Annotated in this window: 16 protein-coding genes and 1 pseudogene; 11 read left to right on the forward strand and 6 right to left on the reverse strand. The window is 71.0% G+C overall.

Going from position 1 to position 23,578, the window contains the following annotated elements:
• Positions 1-289 precede the first annotated feature (289 nt).
• Entirely contained in the window at positions 290-2,524 is a 2,235-nt protein-coding gene (locus ADK54_RS08405; RefSeq protein ID WP_078966214.1) for a D-alanyl-D-alanine carboxypeptidase, read from the reverse strand.
• A gap of 305 nt (positions 2,525-2,829) precedes the next feature.
• Here ADK54_RS08405 and ADK54_RS08410 point away from each other — a divergent pair, with 305 nt between their 5' ends.
• A complete protein-coding gene (locus ADK54_RS08410) occupies positions 2,830-4,599 on the forward strand; it encodes an immunity 49 family protein (RefSeq protein WP_053724907.1) in 1,770 nt (589 codons plus the stop codon).
• A gap of 88 nt (positions 4,600-4,687) precedes the next feature.
• Here ADK54_RS08410 and ADK54_RS08415 read toward each other — a convergent pair whose 3' ends face one another.
• Positions 4,688-5,695 (reverse strand): LacI family DNA-binding transcriptional regulator, encoded by a 1,008-nt coding sequence (locus ADK54_RS08415; protein ID WP_234391964.1) that lies wholly within the window; start codon positions 5,693-5,695, stop codon positions 4,688-4,690.
• Positions 5,696-6,107: 412 nt separating this feature from the next.
• On the opposite strand from ADK54_RS08415, the gene ADK54_RS08420 reads away from it, so the two are divergent.
• The 4 genes from ADK54_RS08420 (at position 6,108) to ADK54_RS08435 (ending at position 11,877) form a co-directional block, all read left to right on the forward strand.
• Positions 6,108-8,855 carry a GH92 family glycosyl hydrolase gene (locus ADK54_RS08420; RefSeq protein ID WP_199826902.1) on the forward strand — a complete coding sequence of 916 codons (2,748 nt, stop codon included), beginning with the start codon at positions 6,108-6,110 and terminating at the stop codon, positions 8,853-8,855.
• 243 nt (positions 8,856-9,098) lie between these two features.
• Positions 9,099-10,091 (forward strand): arabinose dehydrogenase, encoded by a 993-nt coding sequence (locus ADK54_RS08425; RefSeq protein ID WP_053724908.1) that lies wholly within the window; start codon positions 9,099-9,101, stop codon positions 10,089-10,091.
• A 124-nt stretch (positions 10,092-10,215) separates the two neighbouring features.
• A complete protein-coding gene (locus ADK54_RS08430) occupies positions 10,216-11,199 on the forward strand; it encodes a GlxA family transcriptional regulator (protein ID WP_053724909.1) in 984 nt (327 codons plus the stop codon).
• Positions 11,200-11,271: 72 nt separating this feature from the next.
• Complete coding sequence (locus ADK54_RS08435) at positions 11,272-11,877, forward strand: cysteine hydrolase family protein (RefSeq protein WP_053724910.1); 606 nt, start codon at positions 11,272-11,274, stop codon at positions 11,875-11,877.
• Between the two features lie 41 nt (positions 11,878-11,918).
• Here the strand turns inward: ADK54_RS08435 and ADK54_RS43095 are convergent, their stop codons facing one another.
• The gene (locus tag ADK54_RS43095) at positions 11,919-14,447 is read right to left on the reverse strand and encodes an MDR family MFS transporter (protein WP_078966216.1); all 2,529 of its coding nucleotides are present in this window, start codon (positions 14,445-14,447) and stop codon (positions 11,919-11,921) included.
• Between the two features lie 240 nt (positions 14,448-14,687).
• Between ADK54_RS43095 and ADK54_RS08445 the strand changes: the two genes are divergently transcribed.
• The 4 genes from ADK54_RS08445 (at position 14,688) to ADK54_RS08460 (ending at position 19,310) form a co-directional block, all read left to right on the forward strand.
• On the forward strand, positions 14,688-15,647 hold the full coding sequence (locus ADK54_RS08445; protein WP_159047668.1) for a PIG-L family deacetylase: 960 nt from the start codon (positions 14,688-14,690) through the stop codon (positions 15,645-15,647).
• A gap of 100 nt (positions 15,648-15,747) precedes the next feature.
• The gene (locus tag ADK54_RS08450) at positions 15,748-16,992 is read left to right on the forward strand and encodes a styrene monooxygenase/indole monooxygenase family protein (RefSeq protein WP_053724912.1); all 1,245 of its coding nucleotides are present in this window, start codon (positions 15,748-15,750) and stop codon (positions 16,990-16,992) included.
• Positions 16,993-17,137: 145 nt separating this feature from the next.
• Complete coding sequence (locus tag ADK54_RS08455) at positions 17,138-18,184, forward strand: tetratricopeptide repeat protein (RefSeq protein WP_053724913.1); 1,047 nt, start codon at positions 17,138-17,140, stop codon at positions 18,182-18,184.
• A 58-nt stretch (positions 18,185-18,242) separates the two neighbouring features.
• Complete coding sequence (locus tag ADK54_RS08460) at positions 18,243-19,310, forward strand: polyprenyl synthetase family protein (protein ID WP_234391965.1); 1,068 nt, start codon at positions 18,243-18,245, stop codon at positions 19,308-19,310.
• A 7-nt stretch (positions 19,311-19,317) separates the two neighbouring features.
• Here the strand turns inward: ADK54_RS08460 and ADK54_RS08465 are convergent, their stop codons facing one another.
• Complete coding sequence (locus ADK54_RS08465; RefSeq protein WP_053724914.1) at positions 19,318-20,364, reverse strand: isopenicillin N synthase family dioxygenase; 1,047 nt, start codon at positions 20,362-20,364, stop codon at positions 19,318-19,320.
• Between the two features lie 514 nt (positions 20,365-20,878).
• Between ADK54_RS08465 and ADK54_RS08470 the strand changes: the two genes are divergently transcribed.
• Entirely contained in the window at positions 20,879-21,442 is a 564-nt protein-coding gene (locus tag ADK54_RS08470) for a GNAT family N-acetyltransferase (RefSeq protein ID WP_053724915.1), read from the forward strand.
• A 104-nt stretch (positions 21,443-21,546) separates the two neighbouring features.
• On the opposite strand, the gene ADK54_RS08475 is transcribed toward ADK54_RS08470, so the two are convergent.
• On the reverse strand, positions 21,547-21,990 hold the full coding sequence (locus tag ADK54_RS08475; protein ID WP_053724916.1) for an SPW repeat protein: 444 nt from the start codon (positions 21,988-21,990) through the stop codon (positions 21,547-21,549).
• A gap of 279 nt (positions 21,991-22,269) precedes the next feature.
• Between ADK54_RS08475 and ADK54_RS08480 the strand changes: the two genes are divergently transcribed.
• Entirely contained in the window at positions 22,270-23,139 is an 870-nt protein-coding gene (locus ADK54_RS08480) for a class I SAM-dependent methyltransferase (protein WP_053724917.1), read from the forward strand.
• 113 nt (positions 23,140-23,252) lie between these two features.
• On the opposite strand, the pseudogene ADK54_RS08485 reads toward ADK54_RS08480, so the two are convergent.
• Positions 23,253-23,516 (reverse strand): annotated as a pseudogene (locus ADK54_RS08485) (esterase); the annotation flags it as partial.
• Between the last annotated feature and the right edge of the window lie 62 nt (positions 23,517-23,578).

Consider the following 23,578-nt stretch of genomic DNA (forward strand, 5'->3'; position numbering starts at 1 on the left):
CCTGGAGTTGACTCGTGACTGAAACAGCGCACCAGGGAAGGATCTTGACCATGATTCCCGAGCAGCCTGTTCTTCCGACCGCTCCACCGACCTCGCCATTCACGACACCCCGCCCTGCGACGGCCCCGCCGATCCGCGCGGCCAACTGCTCCTGCGGGCCGAGCTGCCAGTGCGGATGCCAGAGCGGCGGGCCCTGCCAGTGCGGAGGAGCCGTCCCCTGCTGACCCGTAACGACCGCGCGGCCCCACCGAAACCGGCGGGGCCGCGAGACCTCTCGTCGCCTACTGGCTCAGCCGAGCCGGGTGAGCTTCGCGCCGAACGAGGGCTCGGCCAGGTCGTCCTTGAGCGTGACCGGCACCTTCGCCTCGCCGGTTCCGCTGCCCACGGTCAGCATGCCGACCTCCGTACCGGCCTTGGCCGAGTGCGGCAGCGCCTTGCCGCCGTCCGTCAGCTTGAGCGCGACCGAGGCGCCGGACCACACGGGCACGGTCAGGTCCTTGGCCGCCACGACCGGGACCGTACCGCCGAGCCCGTCCTCCACTTGGCCGACCACCTCGCCCTTCTTCACCACCGTCTCGTTCCTGAGCGCCTTGTCCGCGGCCAGGATCAGGCTCTTGCTGGCCGCCGTCGCGGTGTCGATGATGGGCGTCTTGTGCTGGCCGAACACGGCGCCGATGACCAGCTGCTTGCTGTCGCCGACCGTCGTCTCGGCCGCGAACAGCAGGTTGCCGCCCGCCTTGGTCGTGGACCCTGTCTTGATGCCGACGACTCCGTTCAGCGGGACGAGCTTGTTGAAGTTGTACTGCGTCCTGGCCGTCTCCACCGTGCCGCCACCGGATGTCGTCGTCGACTGGTACGACGGCTGCTTGGCGATCTGCCGGAAGACGGGATCCGCCATGGCGCGCTTGGCCAGCTTCACCTGGTCCTCGGCCGTGCTGACCGTGGACTCCATGAGTCCGCTCGCGTCGGTGTACGTCGTGTTGGTCATCCCGAGTTCCTTGGCGGTGTCGTTCATCTTCTTGATGAACGCCTCCTCCGTCGATGCGTCCCAACGGGCCAGCAGGCGGGCCACGTTGTTCGCCGAGGGCAGCATGACGGCCTGCAGGGCCTCCCGTTCGGAGATCTGCTGACCCGCCTTCACCTCGACGACCGACTCCTTCTCCTTGACGCCGTTGGTGTAGTCGTCCTGCGCCTTCTGGTCGACCGGGATCGAAGGCCCCTTGTCACCGGCCTTGAGCGGGTGGTCCCGCAGGATGAGGTACGTGGTCATCACCTTGGCCACGCTGCCGATGGGCAGCGGCTTCATCTCTCCGTACGTGCCCATCCGGCCCAAGCCGTCGATGTCGACCACAGCCTGCCCCTCGGTGGGCCAGGGCAGCGACAGGGCGCCGCCGTCGGCGGTGTGGCTCGACTTGCCGGTGAGCTTGAGCGTCGGCGTCGGGAGGGGACGCAGCGCCTGGACCGTCACCAGGACCACGGCGAGCAGCGCCACCAGGGTGCCCCAGATCTTGATCCTTCGCGCGACCGTACGGCCCACAGTCTCGGGCTTCGGCGGGGTGTTCGTCAGCTGCGCGAGCAGGTCGAGCGGGGGCGGCGGACCTGCGGAATCGCCGGCGCCGGACGCGGTTGCGGGCGCCGTGGCGGCGGGGGCGGGCGGCCGGGTCAGCGCCATGGTGCGGTCGCTGTCCGCGCGTGAGGGAGCGGCGAACTCCCGGGTGCGTTCCGACTCGGCGGAACTCGTGCCGGGCTTCTCGCCGGGCGACGCTGGCAGAGGGGTCGGGACGATGGGGTGGGGCGATGCCGGGCTCGGCAGGTCCGGCTTCAGCGCGATGAACTCGCTGGTCCGCTCGGAATCCGACTCTCTGCGGGTGGCCCAGGAGGGGGCTGGGGGCTTCCGCGCGGAGTCCGACTCCGGGACCGATGCCGATGCCGACTCCGGGTCCGCGTCCGGGGCGGACTCCGGGCTGCGTACCGGTGTGGTGGCGGAGGCCGGGCTGGGCTTCGCGGGTGCCTCGGTTGACTCGGGTGCGTCGGCCTCGGGCCGCTCTTCGCCCTGTTCCTTGGGCTGTTCTTCGCGCTCTTCGCGTTGTTCGGGCTGCTCGTCGTTCGGCGGGGTACTGGACGTGGCGCCGTCGGCGCGTGGGTCGCGGGCGGCCTCGCTGTCGTCGGCTGCGCCGTCGGCGTGGTCCTCGGCGGGCTTGGAGGCCTCTTTCGCCGTCGGGCGAGCCGGGTCCTGCCCAGACGCCGGGGGCACGGCGAGCAGGGTCTTTTCGACCCGGTCGGTCGAATCGGCCTGGTCGGCCGGAGTCGCCCGATCCGCTTGGTCCCGAGTCGGCTCGGGGCGGCCGGAGTTGGGGCCGACCTCGTCCGCCGCCTCGCCGGCCCGGTCCGACTGCGTCGAATCCGGCCGGGTCTCGGGCCGCTCAGCCGCTTCCTCCGCCGCCTTCACCGCATCGGCCTCGTCGCCCGGTACCGCCTCCTTGCCGGAAAGCCCGCCCGCCTTCGCGCTGTTCTTCTCGTTCATACGTAGTGCAGCCCGCCTTGCTGTGCTGATCTCGCCCTGTGCTCTGCGCTGTCGGCCGCCTAGACGCCAGGAACATACGAAGGCGTTCCAGTCGGAAGTCTTCATTTCCGATCTGATCCGAAAACTTCGTGGCGCCAGGTGGCCAAGCAGGCAAGACCACGATCGCACGTCCATGTGACCAAATGATGACAAAGACGCCGTGGGGCCTGTCATGAGTCCTGGGCTGCCGCCGACCCGGCGCATTGTCAGACCCCCTTCCTATGCTGGCAGGGCAAGATCGAACGGGGACTCGTCAGGAGGCAGAGGTGCGGATCGAGCGCCATCGAATCGGTGAGGCGGCGTTGGCCGCCGCGGAGGCCGGCTTCGCCGAGCGGATCGCGGGGGACGTACACCGGATGCAGGACGACCCTCGTCCCGCCCGGGGCTGGCGCACCATCGCCGGTGCCTTCCTCGACTACCTGGGGGCGCGGTCGACACGGCTGCCCGAGCTGGGCGGCAAGGACGCCGAGGTCGCGCTCGGATCGGCGGCGGCCGCAGCGGTGGGCGCTCTGGAGCTGACGGTGTTTCCGGGGCGGCAGTTCGACGTGTTCATCGACTACGCCGGGGCAGGCGTGTCGTACGGAGGCGAGTTCGACCGGGAAGAGGGCGACACGGACCGGGCCGGGCAGGTCCGTTCCTTCGAGTGGCTGGACGGCTTCTGCCTGGCGTTCCTCGCGCACATCTCGGACCGCGAGGCCGAGGTGTTCATCGAGGCCGCCCCGCCGTGGCGCGGGAACGAGGGGCGTGCCGACGTGGCGCTCGTCCATGCCTTGATGGCGTACGCCTTCGGGCACGAGGAGGGGCCGGACCACGCGGCCTCGCCGGGGCCGGTCCAGGACATCGAGAAGTGCGCGCTGATCGACATGGTGACCGCGACGCTCGGCGAAGGTGACGACTGGCCGGGCCACCGGGCCGCCCTCAGCACCCTGCGGGCCCTGGCCTCGGGTGACGAAGAGGGCTTCACCCGTTGCCTGGCAACGCAGTTGGAGCAGCACCGCGGCCGCGTCGCGGGAGGAGACGCCGGGCCGCGGAGCCTCCTGCCGCTCGACGCGATAGCGCTCGCGGCAATGGCTCACCGGCGGCACGGCTGGCCCCAGCGCATCGACTCCGCATACCTTCCGCACGCACTGGTGACGGGCTTCGCCCCGGGCGCGCCGCGGGTCCGGGCGTACGGACGGGACAAGCGCGCCGATGCCGTGACCGCGCTCGCCAGCGGCCCCCTGGTGGTCGAGAGGCCGCCGCACCCCTTCGCGGCGCAGTCGGCGAACCCGTCCCTGTACGACGACTTCGCCGCGCAGGAAATGCACCGCTTCCACGACCCCGGCGAAGACCCGAAGGCGCTCGCACGGGATCTGACGTCGTTCATGTCGGATCAGCGCCAGCGCTTCCTGGTGCGAGCGGCGCTCGATCCGGACGGGACGGATCCGTGCCAGTACGAGGCACTGCTGCTCGGCGCCGAGGCGGGAGCGGGCGCCCTTCGGGTGGCACGGGCCGAGCCAGGTACGGAAGTCGAGGTCGCGATCGGCGGCACGACACGGCTGTTGCCGGCGTGGCGCAGCTCCTACCGGCCCAATCCGCACCAGTGGCAACAGGCCGTGGCGCTGGCCCTGGTCGTCGGCGCGCGCAGGCCGCTGGCCGACTGCGTCCTCGTCGAGCCCGAGTTCTTCGTGGAGGACGACCACCCCTCACCCGGCGGGGCGTACTGCGCGGCGTTGCACGACTATCTGCGCGGCGTCGACCCGGAGCCCGCGATGGACCACGCGTTGACGACGGCCGCCCGGATGGCCGACGGCAGCTTCCTGGCCCCACCGGTCTCGCTGCTTTCCCAGCTCGTCCAAGGCGACCAGCAGGGCTTCGCGCTCGCGCTGGCCGACGCCTTGGAGGAACACCGCGAGCACTACACGGTGGGCGACCGGGGCAAGGACATGGAAGCCGCCGTCAACCTCGACGTTCTGGGCCTGGCCTGCCACGCCCACCGCATCGGCTGGCCCGTCCCCATGCGGTCGCCCTATCTGCCCGAGGGGGTGCTCCGGTAACGGAGGTACGGCAGCCGACCGCCAACGCGCCCGCCGATCGAGGGGACCCGGTCAACCGCGAACGCGCCCACCGGCCGAGAGGGCGCCGCTAACCGCGAGCGCGCCCCACCGATCCCGACCCCCGGACGACGAGCCGGGTCAGGAGCACCACGGAGCGGGGCGCTGAGCGGTCGCCGTCGATCCGGGAGAACAGGAGGTTCGCGGCCGTCGCGCCGAGTGCGACCGGGTCCTGGCTGACGACGCTGAGCGGCGGGCTGAGCCGGTCGGCCAGCGGGAAGTCGTCGAATCCGACGAGGGCGACGGGGCCGGGGCGCCCGAGCCCGTCCATCACGCCGATCGTGATCAGGTCGTTGGTGGTGAACAGCGCCGTGGGCGGATCGGGCAGCGCCCGCAGCTCGGCGAGGGCGGCCGCGGCGTCGGACCGCGAACGCAGTCCGTGCCGTACGAGGGCCAGGTCCTCGGGTATGTGGTGGGAAGCCAGGGCGTCGAGATAGCCGGCGTGGCGTTCGCGCTGGGTCCAGATGTCGAACCGGTCGCCGAGATAGGCGATCCGGGTGTGTCCGTGGCCGAGCAAGTGGCTGACGGCCCGTTCGGCCCCCGCGCGGTTGTCGACGGTGACGGTGTCGACGGCCAGCCCCTTGGCGGGCCGGTCGACGCAGACGACGCAAGTCCCGCCTTCCATCGGCTGCTTGAGGAAGCCGTGGCCCCCGTTGGTCGGCACCAGGATGAGACCGTCCACCTGGCGGGCGGTGAACGCGGCTATGACCTCGCGTTCGCGGCGGGGTTCGTCGTTGGTGCTGCCGACCAGGACGAGAAAGCCGCGCCGATGCGCCTCGTCCTCGACGGAGCGGGCCATGAGCGCGTAGAACGGGTTGGCCAGGTCGTCGACGACGAGACCGATGGTGGACGTGCGGAGGTTCTTCTGCCGCAGGTTGCGGGCGTTGTCGTTGCGCTGGTAGCCCAACTGCCGTATGGCCTGCTCGACTCGGGCGGCGGTCTCCGGCGAGACCCCGGGCTCGCCCGACACCGCGCGCGAGACGGTCATGGGGCTCACTCCCGCCGCGCGGGCCACGTCCTTCATCGTCGGGCGCTTCACGAGCCTCCTCATCGACCGGTCCGTGCCCGGGTCCGGCACGGCGACGGCTCGATGATGACAGACGACGCCCCATGTCAGGCGGCCAACGGGGTGCCTGCGACGGCCGGTGCGGAGCAGCCGGAGAGGACACTGCGGCTTGTTAACGTTCCCATGCATGGAAGTCCGGAGGCAGCCACGGCTGACCTGTTGTCAATATCCGCCGATCAGGCGGAGGTTGCTCCCTCTGGCCGACGGCGGCGGAGCCTGAAGGTGAACACGGGGCTCGATTTCACCCGCCCCCCTTGACGGGTGGTCAGGGACACCTCAACAATCCTGAGTTGATTGGTAACGTTCACATGCACATCGAGCATCCCCGTCCCGAGGCCGGCCGTCGGACGGCGGGCGGTCCTTTGCGAGAAGGTGGTCCCCCCTCGTGCTCAGCTCCGTGCCTTCCTCCGGATCAGTGATCCGGTCCAGACGCCTCTCCCGATGCGTCGGCGCCTTCAGCGCTCTCGCCCTCTCCGCCTTAGGGCTCGCCGGCCTCGCCGTGGCGCCCGCCCACGCGGCGGCGCTTCCGCTGACCCAGTACGTCGACCCGTTCATCGGCACCGACGACAGCAACGCCCCCAACCCCGTGCCGGGCGGCGCCGGAGGCAGCACCTACCCCGGGGCCGTGGTGCCCTTCGGCGGTGTGCAGTTCGGTCCGGACACCCCCACCGCCTCCCCGTCCGGCTACCGCTACAAGGACACCTCCGTCGAGGACTTCAGCCTCACCCACTTCGACGGCGCGGGCTGCGCCAACAACGAGGACCTGCCGCTCCTTCCGGTCACCGGCGCGCTGGGCAGCTCGCCCGGTACCAACTGGACGAGCTACGCCTCCGGTTACACCAAGGCGAACGAGGTCTCCAAGCCCGGCTACTACAAGACCCGCCTCGACCGCTATTCCACCGATGTGGAGCTGTCCGCCACCACCCGCACCGCCATGGGCAAGCTGACCTATCCCGCCTCGACCGCGTCCCGGCTGCTGATCAACACCGGCCGCAGCGCCACCGGAAACCGCGCCGGAAGCGTGCGCATCAACGGCAACGAGCTGACCGGAAGCGTGACCGCGGGTGGATTCTGCGGCTCGTCCAAGACGTACCAGATCTACTTCGACGTGCGCTTCGACCGGACGCCGACCGGCTTCGGAACCTGGTCCGGCGGCGCCGTCCGCGACGGCTCGGCCAGCGCGTCGGGCACCAACACCGGCGCCTACGTCACCTTCGACACCACCAGCAACGCGGCGGTCCAGTTCAAGGTCGGCCTGTCCTACGTCAGCGTCGCGGGTGCGCGAGCCAACGTGACCTCGGAGAACAACGGCTGGGACTTCGGCGCCGTCCGCACCGCGGCCGACAACTCCTGGAACCAGATGCTCAACCGGCTCCAGGTCTCCGGCGGCAGCGCCGCCGACAAGCAGAAGTTCTACACCGCGCTCTACCACGTGCTCCAGAGCCCCAACATCTCCAGCGACGTCAACGGCGACTACCGGGGCTTCGACAACGCCGTGCACAACTCGGCCAGGCCGGTGTACCAGAACTACTCCGGCTGGGACATCTACCGGTCCTGGGCGGCGCTCATCGCGCTCATCGCGCCCACCGAGGCGAGCGACATCGCCAAGTCGATGGTCCTGGACGGACAACAAGGCGGGCTGCTGCCCAAGTGGTCGCAGCAGACCAACGAGGACTTCGTCATGACGGGCGACCCCGGCCCGATCATCGTCAGCAGCATGTACGCCTTCGGGGCCCGTGACTTCGACACCTCGGCGGCCCTGTCCCTGATGGAGAAGGCGTCCAACGGCGGCACCGCACAGGGCAGCGCCATACGGGGACGCCAGTCCACGTACATGAGCCTGCACTACCTCGACGACCCCTCCGACTCCCTCGAATACTCCGCGTCCGACTTCGCGGTGGCCGAGTTCGCGAAGTCCCTCGGAGACACGTCGAGCTACACCACACATATGGGGCGCGCCCAGTGGTGGCGCAACACATTCAACTCCGAGTCGTCCTATGTGCAGCAGCACAAGAGCGACGGCTCGTGGAGTTGGCCGCTCGACCCGGCGAGCCAGTCCACCTTCACCGAGGGCAACGCCTCCCAGTACACGTGGATGGTGCCGTACGACTATTCCGACCTGATCAACTCCATGGGCGGCCCCGGGACCGCCGTCCAGCGTCTCGACCACCACTTCACCGAGGTCAACGCCGGGCAGAGCAGGCCCTACTACTACATAGGGAATGAGCCCGAGCACGGTGTGCCGTGGGCCTACAACTATGCTCGCCACCCGGCCGGAGCCACCGACGCGGTGCGCAAGGTGATGTCCGAGTCGTTCACCACGGGAGCCGGTGGGCTGCCCGGCAACGACGACCTCGGGGCGACCTCGGCCTGGTACGTGTGGGCTGCGCTCGGCATGTATCCGGCCACGCCCGGCGCCGACACGCTCGCGCTGCACGGGCCGCAGTTCCCCTCCATCCTGATCCAGCGCGCGGCCGGGGACATCACCATCAACAGCTCCGGGACCGGCCCCTACGTCCAGGCGCTCGACGTCAACGGCGCGTCCACCAGCCACAGTTACCTGCGCTACCCGGACGTCGCGGGTGGCGCAACCCTTACCTACACGATGGGCGGCGCGCCCAGCACCACCTGGGGCACCGGCGCCCAGGACGTGCCGCCGTCGTTCCAGGACGGGGCCACCCCGGTGCCCGCCGCGCCGGAGCTCGGCACCAACATCGCACTCGGCAAGCCGGTGACCGGATCGGCGGCCTGCGCGTCCGCCGAGACGGCCGACAAGGCGGTGGACGGCTCCCTGACGAACAACAGCAAGTGGTGCTCGTCCGCGGCGAACCCCTCACTCCAAGTCGACCTCGGGTCCGTACGGAACGTGTCCTCCTTCGTGGTCAAACACGCCGGTCTGGGTGGCGAGAACACCGGCTGGAACACCGGCGCCTTCCAGCTCCAGACCAGCACCGACGGCGCCGCCTGGACCACCGCGGCCACCGTCACCGGCTCGCGCTCCAGCCGCACCTACCACCCCGTATCGGCCAGATCCGCGCGCTACGTACGCCTCGTCATCACCAGCCCCTCCAACACCGGCGGAGGCGGGAGCGACGCGGCCCGCGTCTACGAGCTGGAGGTCTACGGCACCTGACCATCACCGGCAGCTGAGCAACGCGGGAATCGGCGCCCAACGCGCCGATTCCCCGGATGGATTCCGACGGCGGTCCGCCCCAACTCCCTTGGCGTGGGCCGCCGTTGACAGCACCAGCCACACCCGTGTCGCGATCTTGTCTGCTGAAACGATTCACACGCATAAAACGCCCGAACCTTGGGAATTCAACCACCAGAACAGGGAACACCTGTGCGACGCAGGGGTGAAGGTGGGGATGTACAGATGAAGGCCATGCGGTTCGCCGGCGCGGGACGGCCGCTCAACATGGAGACCGTTCCGGACCCGGAGCCCGGACCGGAATGGGTCGTGGTCGACATAGAGGCGGCCGGCCTCTGCCACTCGGACCTCCACATCATGAGCGGCATGGATCTCGGCGACCTCACCGTCAAGTCTCCGGTGACCCTCGGCCACGAAGGCGCGGGGGTGATCTCCTCGGTGGGCGACGGCGTACGGGGCTTCGCGGTGGGCGATCGGGTGGGCATCGCCCTGGTCACGCACCCGATCGAAGCGGCCCGCTTCGCACCCGGGGTGGGACACGACGGAGCATTCGCCGAGCAGGAGCTGGCCCATGTGTCCACGCTGGTGCACATTCCGGACAACGTGACGTTCGCCGAGGCCGCGGTCGCGACCGACTCGGTGGCCACCGCCTATCACGCGGTACGGACGGCCGGTTCGGTGCGGCGCGGCCGGACTGTCGGCGTCATAGGGCTCGGCGGCCTCGGCCTCAACGGCGTACGGATCGCGAAACTGCTGGGCGCGACCGTGTACGGGGTCGACATCAACCCGGCCACCTTCGGCCCGGCGACCGAAGCCGGAGCCTCGGCGTGCTTCCAGGACGTGCGGCAGCTCACGGCCCAACACCCTGATGTGATCGTGGACTTCGCCGGAGTTCCCGCCACGGCCGCTGCCGCCGTGGAGAGCGTGCGCCCAGGCGGCTGTGTGGTGCTCGTCGGACTCGGCGGCGCCGTCGCCCCGATTTCGATCGCTTCCCTGGTGATGCGCAACGTCCAGCTCGTCGGCTCCCTCGGCGCGAGCAAGGACGAACTGCGGGAGGTGTACGACCTCATGGCGAGCGGCGCGCTCAAGCCGACGGTGCAGGAGGTCCCGTTCACCGAACTCCCGGCAGCGATGGACCGGTTGGCCCGTGGAGAAGTGCGGGGCCGCCTCTACACGCGGCCGCGCGCCGACATCCGCGTGGCGGCGGAGGCCGCCTGAAGGACGGCCGGGGGAGCGGGCGTCGGCGGAGGGCGGAGACTCTCGGCCGACGCGCCGCGGCGATGGCCGGATCTGACAGAAAACCGTCATTGCTGACATCCGGGCCCGCCCCGATGATGGTGGCATGCCCACTCCCCATCGCGTGGTCATCGCGGTCTTCGCGGACGTCGACGTTCTGGACGTGACCGGCCCCGCCGAAGTCTTCGCGCTGGCCAACCGGGTGATCGGGGGCAGGTCCGAGTATCAGGTCCGGCTCGCCGGGCCGGTGCGGGGCGAGGTCGCCACCTCGGCCGGGGTGCGGCTGCTCGCCGATCTGGCCTTCGACGAAGTCGGCGCCGCGGTGGACACGCTGATCGTGCCGGGGGCGGTGGACATGACACCCGAAGGCCCCATCGCCCGGATCGACGACCGGGTGGTGGCGTGGGTGCGCGACACCGCGCCCCGAGCCAGGCGGGTGGCGTCGGTGTGCGTGGGCGCGCACGTGCTGGCGGCCGCGGGGTTACTGGAGGGGCGCACCGCGACCACGCACTGGTCGACTGCGGCCCAGCTCGCCCGCGAGCACCCCGGCGTGACGGTCGACCCGGACCCCATCTTCGTACGCTCGGGACGGGTGTGGACCGGCGCGGGCATCAGCGCCTGCCTCGACCTCTCGCTCGCACTGGTCGCCGAGGACCACGGGGAGGAGGCCGCGCTGGCGGTCGCCCGGCTCCTTGTCATGTACCTCAAGCGGCAGGGCGGGCAGAGCCAGTTCAGCGTGCCGCTGTCCCGGCCCGCTCCGGCCCGCCGGGACAGCGCCGAACTGCGCAGGTTCATCGCCGACCATCTGGAGGGCGACCTGTCCGCCGCCGTCCTGGCCCGGCGGATGTGCCTGAGCGAGCGGCACTTCGCCCGGGTCTTCCGCAAGGAGACCGGGACCAGCCCCGCCGCCTATGTCGAAGCGGCCAGGGTGGAGGCGGCCCGGCGCCTCCTTGAGGGCACCGACCAGTCGCTTCAGGAGATCGCGGCGGCCTCCGGCCTGGGCTCCCTGGAATCCCTGCACCGTGCGTTCCAGAGACAGCTCCGGGCCACTCCGGCGGCCTACCGCCGCCGCTTCCGCACCCTCACCTGACGCACCCTCACCTGATGCAGCGTCATCTCCCCACTCCAACACACGGGTCAGCCACCCACAGAGAGGGCACACATGGACAACGCGGCCACCACCCTGCGGAACGTGATCGGCCTGGACAACCAGCTCCCGCGCCTGCGCGACACCGCCCTCATCATGATCGACTTCCAGAACACCTACACCACGGGAGTCATGGCCCTGGAAGGCTCCGAGCAGGCGCTGGACGCGGGGGCGCGGCTGCTGTCCGCGGCGCGCGCCGTCGGCATTCCGGTGATCCACGTCGTCAACGACGGGGGAGAGGGCACGCCGTACGACATCCGCGCCGAGATCGGGGCGATCTGCCCTCAGGTCACCCCCCTCAAGGGCGAGCCCGTAGTGGTCAAGCGGTTCCCGAACTCCTTCCACGACACCGAGTTGCAGGAGATGCTGCGCGAACTCGGCGTCGGCGGCGACCTGGTCCTCGCCGGGTTCATGACCCACATGTGTGTGACCTTCACCGCCCAGGGCGCCTTCAACCTGGGCTACCGCCCCACCGTCGTGGGCGAGGCCACCGCCACCCGCACCCTGCCGGGCTCCGACGGCAAGCCGATCCCGGCCCCGGTGCTGAAGAACGCGAGCCTGACGACGATCACCGACCTGTTCGGCACGGTCGCCCCGACCGTCGACAGCCTCCCCATCTGACCGGGGGAGTGCCGGGTGCCGCGTGGCACCCGGCACACTCCTCAGCGCGGCGTGGACCTGACCAGCAGCGCGCCGACCAGCCCCGCGAGCAGCGTGATGCCGGCCGACCACCACAGGGCGTCGGTGTAGCCGGCCAGCGTGGCCTGCCTCATCGCCTCCGCCAGGGGCGCCGGTAGCGCTCGCGGGTTGAGGGCGTGGCCGCTTCGGGCCACCTCGGCAAGGCTCGGCGGAAGTCCCTTGATCGCCTCCAGGCGGGAGGCGACGGCCGTGGCGAGGACGCTGCCGAACAACGCGGAGCCGAGTACCCCGCCCACCTGGCCGGCCGTGTTCGTCAGTGCCGCGCCACCGCCGGAGTCCTGCGCGGCGATGCCACCCGTCGCGATGGAGTAGAGCGGCATCAGAGCCGTCCCGAGCCCGAACCCGGCGAGGAGCATGCCGGGCAGGGCGACGGCGACGTACGGGCTGTCATCCTTGAGGAACGTCAGCAGCCCCAGTCCGACCCCGGCGAGCAGCAGGCCCGGCACGATCAGGTTGCGCGCCGGAACGCGGTGTACCAGGCGGGCGGAGACCTGGGTGGCGCCGATGACGATCGCGGCGACCGAGGGCAGCATGTACATGGCGCTCCCCGACGGGGAGTAGCCGCGGAAGTTCTGCAAGTACGCGTTCAGAACCAGGAACAGGGTGAACGTGCCGGCGCCGGTCAGGAACAGCGTGACCAGGGAACCGGTGCGACTGAGATCCCTGGGGATGTACGGCGCGAGGAGCGGGGCGGCCGTGTTGAACTGCCAGAACACGAACGCCGTGAGCAGGGCGAGCCCGATCGCGAACAGGGCGAGCACCAGGAGGTCGGTCCAGCCGCGCGAGCCCGTCTCCTGGAAGCCGTAGACGAGGGCGACGATCCCGCCGGAGCCGAGCAGCAGACCCAGCGGGTCGGGGCGGCGGCTGGTACGGAGCGGGCGGTCCTGGAGCAGGGCGGCCGCGCCGATCACGGCGATCACGGCGAGCGGCACGTCGACGTACAGGCACATGCGCCAGGTCATGTTCTCAAGGAGCCAGCCGCCGGTGAGCAGGCCCACGACGGAGCCGCCCGCGGCGATCGCGGCGTAGCTGCCGAAGGCCCTGCCCCGGGCCTTCCCGTCGGGGAAGTTGACCGCCACCAGGGCCAGTGCGGCCGGCGACAGGAGTGCGGCGAACGCTCCCTGCAGAGCGCGGGCCACGACCAGCACGTCGAACGACGGGGCCGCGCCACCGACCGCCCCGGCCACCGCGAAACCGACGAGGCCGACGATCAGCATCCGCTTGCGGCCGATCAGGTCGGCGAGCTGACCGCCGAGCAGCAGCAGCCCGCCAAAGGCCAGTTCGTACGCGGAGAACACCCAGCTCAGGCCGGATGCCGACGCGTGCAGATCCGACATGATGGCGGGCAGCGCCATGCGCAGGGACGTCGCGTCGAGCAGCACGAAGAGCTGCACCAGAGCCACCACCGCGAGGCCCCACCAGCGTCTGGGGTGCGGGACCGGCGACTTCTGGAGGTCCGCCGGGGCGGGAGCCGCACCCGGCGGGGACACGGGATGCGCCGGGGTCGCGGGCGCGTACGCGGGTGGCGGCGGCAGCGGCTGCCCGGACGGAACGCGCGGGTCGGCGGGGACTCTCGGCGCGGGAACCGGATGCTGCGGCGCGAAGTCCAGCAACTCGGCCGCGTGACGGCCGAGTTGGGCGAGGACCGCGCCCGGCAGCCACTCCTCGCCGGTGTCCGCCGCCGTGTGGTCCGCCACCTGCTGGGGAGTGGGCCGCCTGGCCGGGTCCTTGTCGAGACACGCGCGTACGAGACCGATCAGCGACTCCGGTACGCCGGTCAGGTCCGCCTCCTCCTCGGCGATCCGGAAGAGGTGGGCGTTGAGGCCGGTCTCCGTGGCGCCGAAGAGCAGCCGGCCGGTCGCCGCGTGGACGAGGACGGCGCCCAGACAGAACACGTCGCTGGCCGGGGTGAGTTCGAGGCCGCGCACCTGCTCCGGCGACATGAAGCCGGGCGAGCCGATCAGCATGCCGGTGCGGGTGTGCAGGCTGTCCCCGGTGAGGCCGTCCATGGCCCGGGCGATTCCGAAGTCGATGACGCGGGGGCCGTCCACGGTGACAAGGACGTTGGACGGCTTGAGGTCGCGGTGGATCAGCCCCGCCCCGTGCACCGCCTGCAGGGCGAGGGCGAGACGGTTGGCCAGGACCCGCACGGAGTTCTCGGGCAGCGGCCCGAAGTCCTTGCCCACCACGGTGGTCAGGTCCGGCCCGGGGATGTACTGGGTCGCGACCCAAGGCACGGTGGCGTCGGTGTCGGCATCGAGCACGTCCGCCGTCCAGGCGCCGCCCACCCGCCGGGCGGCCGCCACCTCACGGGCGAAGCGCCTGCGGAACTCGGGGTGCTGAGCGTGCTCGGCCTGGACGACCTTGACGGCAACGGTCCGCCCGGCCTCGGAACGGCCCAGATACACCAGGCCCATACCGCCGGCGCCCAGACGGGCGATCAGGCGGTACGGGCCTATGTGCGTAGGGTCCTGGGAGATCAACTGGTCCACGGGGGCACGGTATTGCAAGGTCGGGGGCGCCGGTGCCGGATTCTGGCCAAGACCGGGTAAGAGCTCCGTGGGCGTGCGGTTCGTTCGGCTGCGGGCCGTGTGCGGCTGGTCACTTCCCGAGGCTCCCGGCTTCCCGCACGATGTACGCCGACACCATGGCCCGCCGATTCGCACCCGTACCCAAGAATTTCCCTGTTCAATTTGCGCTCGCGGCACGCCCGGGGGAAATACAGGGTCCGAGTGAATTATGCGCTGATAATCCGTCCCGTGAACGGGACAGCGGGATGGCTGAGAAAACTCGGAATGCTGGCCGCCGCAGCGGTGTGCGGCCTGGCGATTCCCGCGTGGGCGCAGCTCGCCGTACCCGCGCAATCCTCGGCGGCTTCCTCCTTCTGCCGGACGACGGTGTTCGCCGGGGTGGCGCACGAGGACGACGACCTCCTTTTCATGAGCCCCGATTTGCTGAACGACTGGGCAAGGGGCGCCTGCCTCGACATCGTCTACCTCACCGCGGGCGACGCGGGAAGCACCGGCACCTGGTACACCGAGCGGCGCGAGGTGGGCGTCGGCCGCGCGTATGCGCTGATGGCGGGCGTCCCCAACGACTGGCGCCGCCAGGACCGCAAGCACGCCGGGCGCACGGTCCGCGCCTTTGCGCTGCGAGTCCCGGCAGGCCGGCCCCGCGTGCGAGTCACCTTCCTCCGGCTGCCGGACGGCCTGCACGACGGCTCGGGCACCCGACTGCAGGCGGGCCAGAGTCTCCTCAAGCTCGAACTGGGCAGAATCCGCCGCATCACGACCATGGACCGCAGCGCGCGTTACGACGTGAAGGAGCTCACCGCGATGCTGTCCTGGCTCGTCGCGGATTCGCACGCCAAGGTCGTACGGACCCTGGACTATCGCAACGTCGACCGCGGAAGCGGCCCCGAGAGCGACCACAGCGATCACGAAGTCGCGGCACGTCTGGTGAAAAAGGCGGCCGCTTCTGTTCCGGGCCCGAAACCATTCGTCGTCGGATACCGGGGATATTCCATCAACGCGCTGCCGCCAAATCTGGCCCTTCAGCCGGCCCGGCGAAAGGAATCCGTGTTCCGGCGGTATCTGTCCACGACGCTGTGCGCCAGGGCATGTGCCGACTACACCGGCCCGCTGTGGTCGTCCTACCAGTATTGGACGGTCCGTCAGTACCGGGCGCAGTAGCGGCTCCGACCGCCGCGCGCCGATGTCGTCTAGGCAGCCCCGCACGTCACCCAGTACAACGGGGGAGTCGGGACGGGTGGCGGACCGGGTGGAGGCATGTGTGCGCAGGATCGCGATCATCGGGGCGGGGCAGGCCGGGCTGCAACTGGCACTGGGACTCCAGGCCGCGGACTACGACGTGACGCTGGTGTCGGAGCGGACCGCGGAGCAGCTCCGCGACGGCCGGGTCACCTCGACGCAGCTGATGTTCGGGCCGGCCCTGGCACTGGAGCGGGCGGCCGGGCTGAACCTCTGGGACGACCGGGCGCCGGTGATGCGCGGCCTGGAGATGAACCAGTGGGACCCGACGGCCGAAGAGCCGTGGTCGGCGCGGTTCGCCACCGCCTATGACGCGGAGGTCCGCTCGGTCGACCAGCGGGTCAAACTCTCCGCGTGGCTGGAGCTGTTCGAGGCGCGCGGCGGCCGGGTGGAATTCCGGGCGGCCGACGCCGACGACCTCGCGGGGATCGCCGCCCGCCACGAGCTCACCGTCGTCGCCACCGGCCGCGGCGCACTCTCGTCGCTGTTCGGCCGCGACGAGGCACGCTCGGTGTACGACCGCCCCCAGCGCGCCCTCGCCGCGTTCTACGCATGCGGCGTCACACCGCGGGGCGACGAGAGTGACGCGTATCTGCGCGTCACGGGCATGCCCTCGGCGGGGGACGCGATCGTGCTGCAGGCGCTGACCGTGGGCGGGCCGTGCGAGATCCTGCTCCTTGAGGCCAAGTTCGGTGGCCCGTACGACTGTTGGCAGGACCGCCCCGAGCCGCGCGAGGGGCTGCGGCGTGCGGTGGAACTGCTGCGGACCTACGCGCCGTGGGAGCACGAGCGCTTCGCCCGCGCCGAACCCACCGACGGGGGCGCCGCGTTGTACGGCGCGATCACCCCGACGGTCCGGCACGGGGTGGCCGCGCTCGGAGCGGGCCAGTACGTCCTGGGCATGGCGGACGCGGTCGTCGTCAACGACCCGATCACCGGCCAGGGCGCCAACAACGCGGCCCGCGCCGCGGCCGCCTACCTCGACGCGATCGTGCGGCGCGGCGAGCTGCAGTACGACGAGCGGTGGATGCGGGAGACCTTCGACGCGTACTGGGAGCACACGCGGTACGTGCACGCCTTCACTGATCTGATGCTGCGTCAGCCACCGGCCGAGCACGTCTCGCGCCTGGTGCGGGCCACCTTCGAACACCCCGAGCTCGCCCACCGCTTCGCCAACGGCTACGCGGACCCGCTCGACTACCACGACTGGCTGATGGATCCCGAGCGGGCCGACGCCTGTCTCGTCAAGCTCGCCGGGTCCCGCTGAGGACGGACCTCTTTCGCCGGACGTCAGACTTCAGATGTACGGCACACGAGCTCTGAGGCTGACTCCTCGGGGCCCGGTTGTCTCATAGCTTCGTGATCAAGGCCGGAGCGCTCTGCTCCGCATTCCGATCCGAAGCGAGACAACCATGTACGGCAAGGCATTCGCCCCCGAGTACCGGGGATCCTTGGGCGAGCTCTCGGTCAACACCTCCCTGGAGGAAGTGCTTGCCAAGGCGGTCGAGGAGCGGCGACGGGCCCAACTCGGCGGCGACGCCGTGGAGTTGGCGCACGCGGGGCTCGCCGTCGCCGAGGCGAGCAGGCGGCTCGGCCGCGTCGAGGAGGCCGAGCGGGCGTGGAAGGACAGCTACTGCGCGGCCCGCCGGGCGGGCGACCGGGGCGCGATGGCGTGGGCGGTGTGGAGCGGTGGCACCCTGGCCCGCCAGCGAGGCGACCTCGCGCTGGCCCGGCGCTGGCTCGCCACCGCGGCCGAACTAGCCGAACAGGGCGGTGACATCGTGGCCCGCGGCTACTGTCTGGCCGGGCTCGCCGAGACCGGTCGCATCCAGGGCGACTACGAGGCCGTGGGCAGGCTCCACGAGAAGCTGCTCGCCGAGGCGCGCAAGCGCGGCGAGGCCCGGCACACCGTGTGGGCGCTCGAAGGCATCGCCCAGATGCACCGCAACACCGGCTCCTTCGCCAGCGCGCTCGCCCTCTTCGAGGAGGCCGCGCAGATAGCCGGCGACGCGGGTGACGACCGCGGCCGGGCCTGGGCGCTGCGGGGCATCGCCGATGTGCGATCCGCCCAGGGAGACCCGGAGGGGGCGTTGGCCCTGCTCACCGAGGCGGAGGCCCTCTGCCGCGAGATCCAGCTGGTCAGCGCGCTCGCGTACAACCACAAGATGCGGGGCAACGTGCTGTATCGCGCGGGGCGTTACGCCGAGGCGGAGGAGTGCTACAGCGGGGCGCTGGCGGAGTTCCGCGCGATGGGCGAGCCGCGCGGCGAGGCGCTGTCCCGGCTCGGCCTGGTGAAGGCGAAGGCCCGGCAGGGGCGTGTGCCGACCGAGACGGCGGCCGACCTCGATGTGCTGGAGCGTGCGCTCGGCGCCATCGGGTTGCAGCACGCCGGGGCCATGATCGACAAGGCCCGCGCCGAGCTGGGCGTCACGGCCACCGACGCCGTACCCGCCCGCTGAGCGCGGCCCCGCGATGTCCTCAGCATCCTCCGCAAGGCCCACGACAGGAACGGAGCCCATGTCCACCCAGGCCGGTCTGCGCACCCCCATGTCCCTGAAGGCCGGCCCGTCCGCGCCCGCCACCCTCGCCCGCTGCCGGGAACTCGTCGAGCCGGCGCTGCGCGAGGCCGTGCTGGGGCTGCATCCCGGGCCCGGCCGCATCGCGTCGCACGCGTTCGGGTGGTGCGACGCGGACGGCACGCCGACTTCCGGGGGTGGCGGCAAGGGGGTGCGGCCGGCGCTCGCCGTGCTCGGGGCGGAGGCGGTGGGCGCGCGCGAGGACGTGGCGATACCGGCGGCCGTGGCGATCGAGCTGATCCACACCTTCTCGCTGATGCACGACGACATCATGGACGGCGACGAGCGCAGACGGCACCGCGACAGCGCCTGGAAGGCCTTCGGTACGGGGCCTGCCGTCCTGGCGGGCGATGCCCTGTTCGCCCTCGCCGTCCGTACGCTGGCCGAGGCGGGCGGCGCGGGAGGCGGGGCCGCTGTGCGTCAACTGACCGTGATGCTGGGCGAGTTGGTGCACGGGCAGGCCGACGACGTACTGTTCGAGTCCCGGCCGTGGACCGGCCCAGGGGCGGTGGGCCTGGCCGAATACCGGGCCATGGCGGCGCGCAAGACCGGCGCCCTGCTCGCCTGTGCGACAGCCCTCGGGCCGCTCCTCGCGGGCGCCCCGCCGCTGCTCACGGACGCGCTCGCGGGGGCCGGACGGCAGTGGGGCCTCGCGTTCCAGGCGGTCGACGACGTGCTGGGGATCTGGGGCGACCCCGCCGTCACCGGAAAGCCGGTGCACAGCGATCTGCGGCGCGGAAAGAAGACGCTGCCCGTCCTCGGGGCGATGGCGCTGGATCCGTCGGTGGGGCCCCGCCTGGAGGCCCTGCTCGGCGTGCCCGCCGACGAGGCCGCCGTCCGGCGCGCCGCCGACCTCGTCGAGGAGGCGGGCGGCCGCGCCTACGCCCTGCGGGACGCGCGCACCCGGGTGGCCGCCGCGCGCGATCACCTGCGCGCGGTACCGCTGGTGGAGCACCGCGTGGACGAACTGGTCGCCCTCTCCGAGCTGTTCCTCGACCGCCGGCTGTAGCCGTCGGCTACGAGGTCAGGGTGGATCCGGCGAGCGGGCGTTCGGTGAGGAGCAGGTCCGCGTGGTGGCGGGCCGCGACCAGCGGGTGGGCCCGCAGCTTGCCCTTGAGCTCGTTGCGGCCGTACTCGGCGAACAGCGGGTTCGCCGGGTCGGCGGTCGCCCCGGGCGCGTGCGACGCGTACGGGAAGGGCAGCGGCTCGATGTGCGCGTCCAGGCGTGGGTTGTAGAAGAACGGCACCGAGAAGCGCTCGGTGGCCCCGGGCGGGCTCACCACGCGGTGGTTGGTGGCGAGCAGATAGCCGTTGGTCGCCACTTCGAGCAGCTCGCCCAGGTTGACGACGAAGGCGCCGGGCAGCGGCGGCACGTCGTGGAAGCGGCCGTCCTCGCGCTGCACCTGGAGGCCGCCGACGGTGTCCTGGTGGAGCAGCGTGAGGAAGCCGTAGTCCTTGTGGGCGCCGACGCCCTGGGCGGTGCCGTCCTCGGCGCTGCCCGGGTAGCGCACCAGCTTCAGGTGCAGATGGGCCCGGTCGCCGAACACGTCGTCGTAGAAGTCCTGGGGTGCGCCGATCGCGGCGAGCAGTTCGTGCAGCAGCTTCTCGGCGACCGCGCTGAGCCGGTCGATCCAGGTGAGCGCGGCGCTGCGCAGCCCGGGCAGGGCGGTGGGCCACTGGTTGGGCCCTTCCAGCCACCAGTACGCGGGCTCGCCCGGGCCGGGTATGTGTGCGGGGCGCTCGGCGCCGATGTCGAGCTGGTCGCGCCAGTCGCGGGAGCCGCCGGTGCGCTCGTCGCCGATGCGCGTATAGCCGCGGAAGTGGGGCGAGTTGACGTTGTCGATGGCGAGCCGGTCCGCCTCGGGCAGCCGGAAGAACGCCCGCATGGTGTCGTTGAGCGCGGCGGTCTCGGCGTCGGTGACGCCGTGTCCGACGAGCTGGAAGAAGCCGACGCCGTGCGCGGCGCTGTGGAGCTCGGAGTGCAACTGCCGCCGGGCCTCGGGGCCGCGGTCGGCGGCGGAGAGGTCGATGATCGGAAGCTGAGAGGAGGTCACGTACGACATGGGAGCCATCCGCTGGGATATGTCCCGGCCGGCGCGGGTGGGCGCGGTCACGGCTCCGCCGGGGTGAGGCGGGCGCCGCTCAGGCACGGGGAGGGTGAAGGGGGGCCTGGATCAGCGGTAAGTGCGACAGGCCATGCTCGTAACGCGGACGAAGTCCACGTGGCGGCGTCGAACGAGCGGAGGCATGTCGCAAGGGTACTCCCAGGCGGCCCCCTGGAGCTGTGATCGCCCTCACACGTGCTGGTGAGAGCCATGATCACGACTCGGGTGCCGAAGGTCGTGCGGGGTCGGCCGACGGGCCGGGTGAGCGGGAGCGGCACATGGGTGCCCGGTAACTCCGCTCCGGCGTCCGCCCCCGGACCCGCTCTCCCCCGCATCGCTGAAACGCCCCCATCCGCCCCGGTCGAGTGGAGAGCATCTTCGCCCCGGGGAGCGGGATTGCACCAGCCCCCGCGAAGTCGGCCGACCGGCCGCACTGTCGACAGCGGGGTGGGCGAGCGGAGAAGATCGCCGCGTGAACACCCTGACGGCCGAGGTCATCGCGACCGCACGGCTCGACCTCCTGCCGCTCCGGGCCGCACACGCCGAGGAAATGGCCGCGGTGCTGTCCGACCCGGGGCTGCATGCCTTCATCGGCGGCGCCCCGGACCCGCCGCAGGCCCTGCGCGCCCGCTACGAGCGCCTGACCGCGGGCTCTCCCGACCCCGGCGTGAGCTGGCTGAACTGGGTGATCCGGCTCCGCGACGAGGGCTGTCTGGCAGGCACGGTCCAGGCGACGGCCGGTCCGTCCCCGCAAGGGGTGGCCGCCGAAGTCGCGTGGGTGGTGGGAGCTCCCTGGCAGGGCCGGGGCATCGCCACCGAAGCGGCCCGGGGACTCGTGGAGTGGCTCGGCCGACAGCCCGTACGGGAGGTGAGGGCGCACATCCACCCCGAGCACCACGCTTCCGCCGCCGTCGCCGCGGCCGCGGGGCTCGCGCCGAGCCATGTGTGGCAGGACGGTGAGCTCGGATGGCTGCGCCACGTGGGCCCGGAGACCGACGGCGCCCGCACCAACTCCGGTTCCCAGAACGGGAGTTGAGGTGCGGGTGCCGGGTGGGTCGGATGGTTCACCGCATCCTGGCGGCCGTCGCGCCCCGTGCGACCGACGAGGCCTTCACGGTGTCAGGGTGACGGCGCCGGACGTCAGGTCGGCCTTCGGGACTTGGTCATCAACATGCCGCCCGCGACGAGTGCGAACAGGCACACACAGGCGCCTGTGATGACGTTGCTGAGGATGGCTCCGGTGCCGGCACTGCGCGCGACGACCCACGGAGAGACGATCAGCCAGGCTCCGAGGAGCAGGACCACGAAGTTCAGGTCCGTGGACCTCTCCGGGACCATGGACATGCACAGGCCCAGGACCGCGAGGGCGATGCCGACGATCAGGTTGCTGAGGGCCAGGGTGGGCTTGGCGGCCGAGAAGTGGACCGTCCAGCCGGAGATCGCTGCGTATATGCCGGCGAGGATCACGAGTTCCTCGACCGCCGCGACGCCTCGGGTTTCCATCACCTTGGCGTAGCGGTCCCGCATCTCCGATACATCGGGGTGCCCCGAGATATCACCGGGGCGGTGTGAGACGTCGGCCATCCGACTCGCCTCCTTCTGAAAGTCTGCACGTCTGGCCGCGCTGCGACACCATGTCGCGCTCCCATTGTGCGCTTATGTCGCCTTTATGTGTAGTGGTCGGAATGCGTAATCCGGCCGCCGGTGGTGATGGTCACCTCGGGTGGCGTACGAGATGCGGAGCGTGCGCATGGGGGTCCTGAACCGGCATTTCCTTCGATGCCGGGGGAGCTTCAACCGGGGGGTGCCCGGGCCACGCCCCGCGGTCATCTTCCGGTCATCTGGCAGGAGTAGGACCGGGCCATGTCACAAACGACGAGTGCACCGGTGGCGTCCCCGGCCGGCTTCTCCGATGTCAAAGGCTGGTTCTGGCCGGCCGATCAACTGCTGTTCGACTGGTTCCTGAAGCGTCAGGAAAAGACCCCGGAACAATTCGGGGACCTGCTGGAACTCGGCGCCTACCTGGGCAAGAGCGCGATTTTCATCGGCGGCTATCTGCGATCCGGCGAGGAGTTCACGGTCTGCGACCTCTTCGACTCGCCGGCCCCGGACGATCCCAACAGCGCCGAGATGGACAGGTCGTACTCGACGCTGACCCGCCGCGCCTTCGAGGCGAACTACCTCGCCTTCCACGAAGAGCTGCCCACCGTCGTGCAGGCTCCGACCTCCGTCATCGCCTCCCGTCTGAAGGCGGACAGCTGCCGCTTCATCCACGTCGACGCCTCGCACCTGTACGAGCATGTGCACGGAGACATCGAGGCCGCCAGGGAACTGGCCGCCCCGGACGCGATCGTGGCCTTCGACGACTTCCGGGCCGAACACTGCCCCGGCGTCGCGGCAGCGGTCTGGGGCGCCGTGGCCACCATGGAGCTGAAGCTCATCTGCATCACCGGCACCAAGGCATACGGCACTTGGGGCGACGCCGAGCCGGTACGGGCCGAACTGCTTGAGTGGCTGAAGTCGCGCACGGACCTGTGGCACGGAGTGGAAGAGGTGGCCGGCGCCCCGCTGATCCGGATCGACGGCAAGAAGGCCAAGGCCCCGACCCCGCCCCAGCCGCTGCATCCGGCCCCGCGGAAGGAACCGGCCGCGGCGGAGCCCGCCGTCCCGGCCCCTGCCGCCGAGCCCCGGGGCCTGTTCGCCCGGGCCCTCGCCGGCCGGCGCCGCCGCTGAGCAAGCCGCAGCCCCGGCCCTGACGCCCCGGGTGGGGGCGAGGGCCGGGGCTGCGATCCGCCGGAGTGCTCAACTCACCGGGGCAGGAACTCCCGTACGCTGTCGCCCAGTTGAGCCGAGTGGTCGACAACCACGCCGACCCCCTGCTCCTGTCCGAACAGATCCGTCCACGAGCCGAAGAACAGGAAGCTGTTGTTCGTCGCGAGCCCCACCGCGGCGAACACCAGCAGCTGAGTCGCGACCAGCAGTCCCAGCCGGCCCAGGACGGTTTTCCAGTTTTGACGTGCCAGGCGCGGCCACAACCAGATGGTGACCGTGAACATCACCACCGCGCAGAGCACGGTCAGTGCCAGCACGTTGTTACTCGTGAGACCCATGGGTCGATAGAACTCTCTGCCAGAAGTACACCCGGGCACCCCCGAGTGGCACCGCTCGGGGG

Source organism: Streptomyces sp. WM6378 (genome assembly GCF_001279695.1).
Taxonomy (GTDB): domain Bacteria; phylum Actinomycetota; class Actinomycetes; order Streptomycetales; family Streptomycetaceae; genus Streptomyces.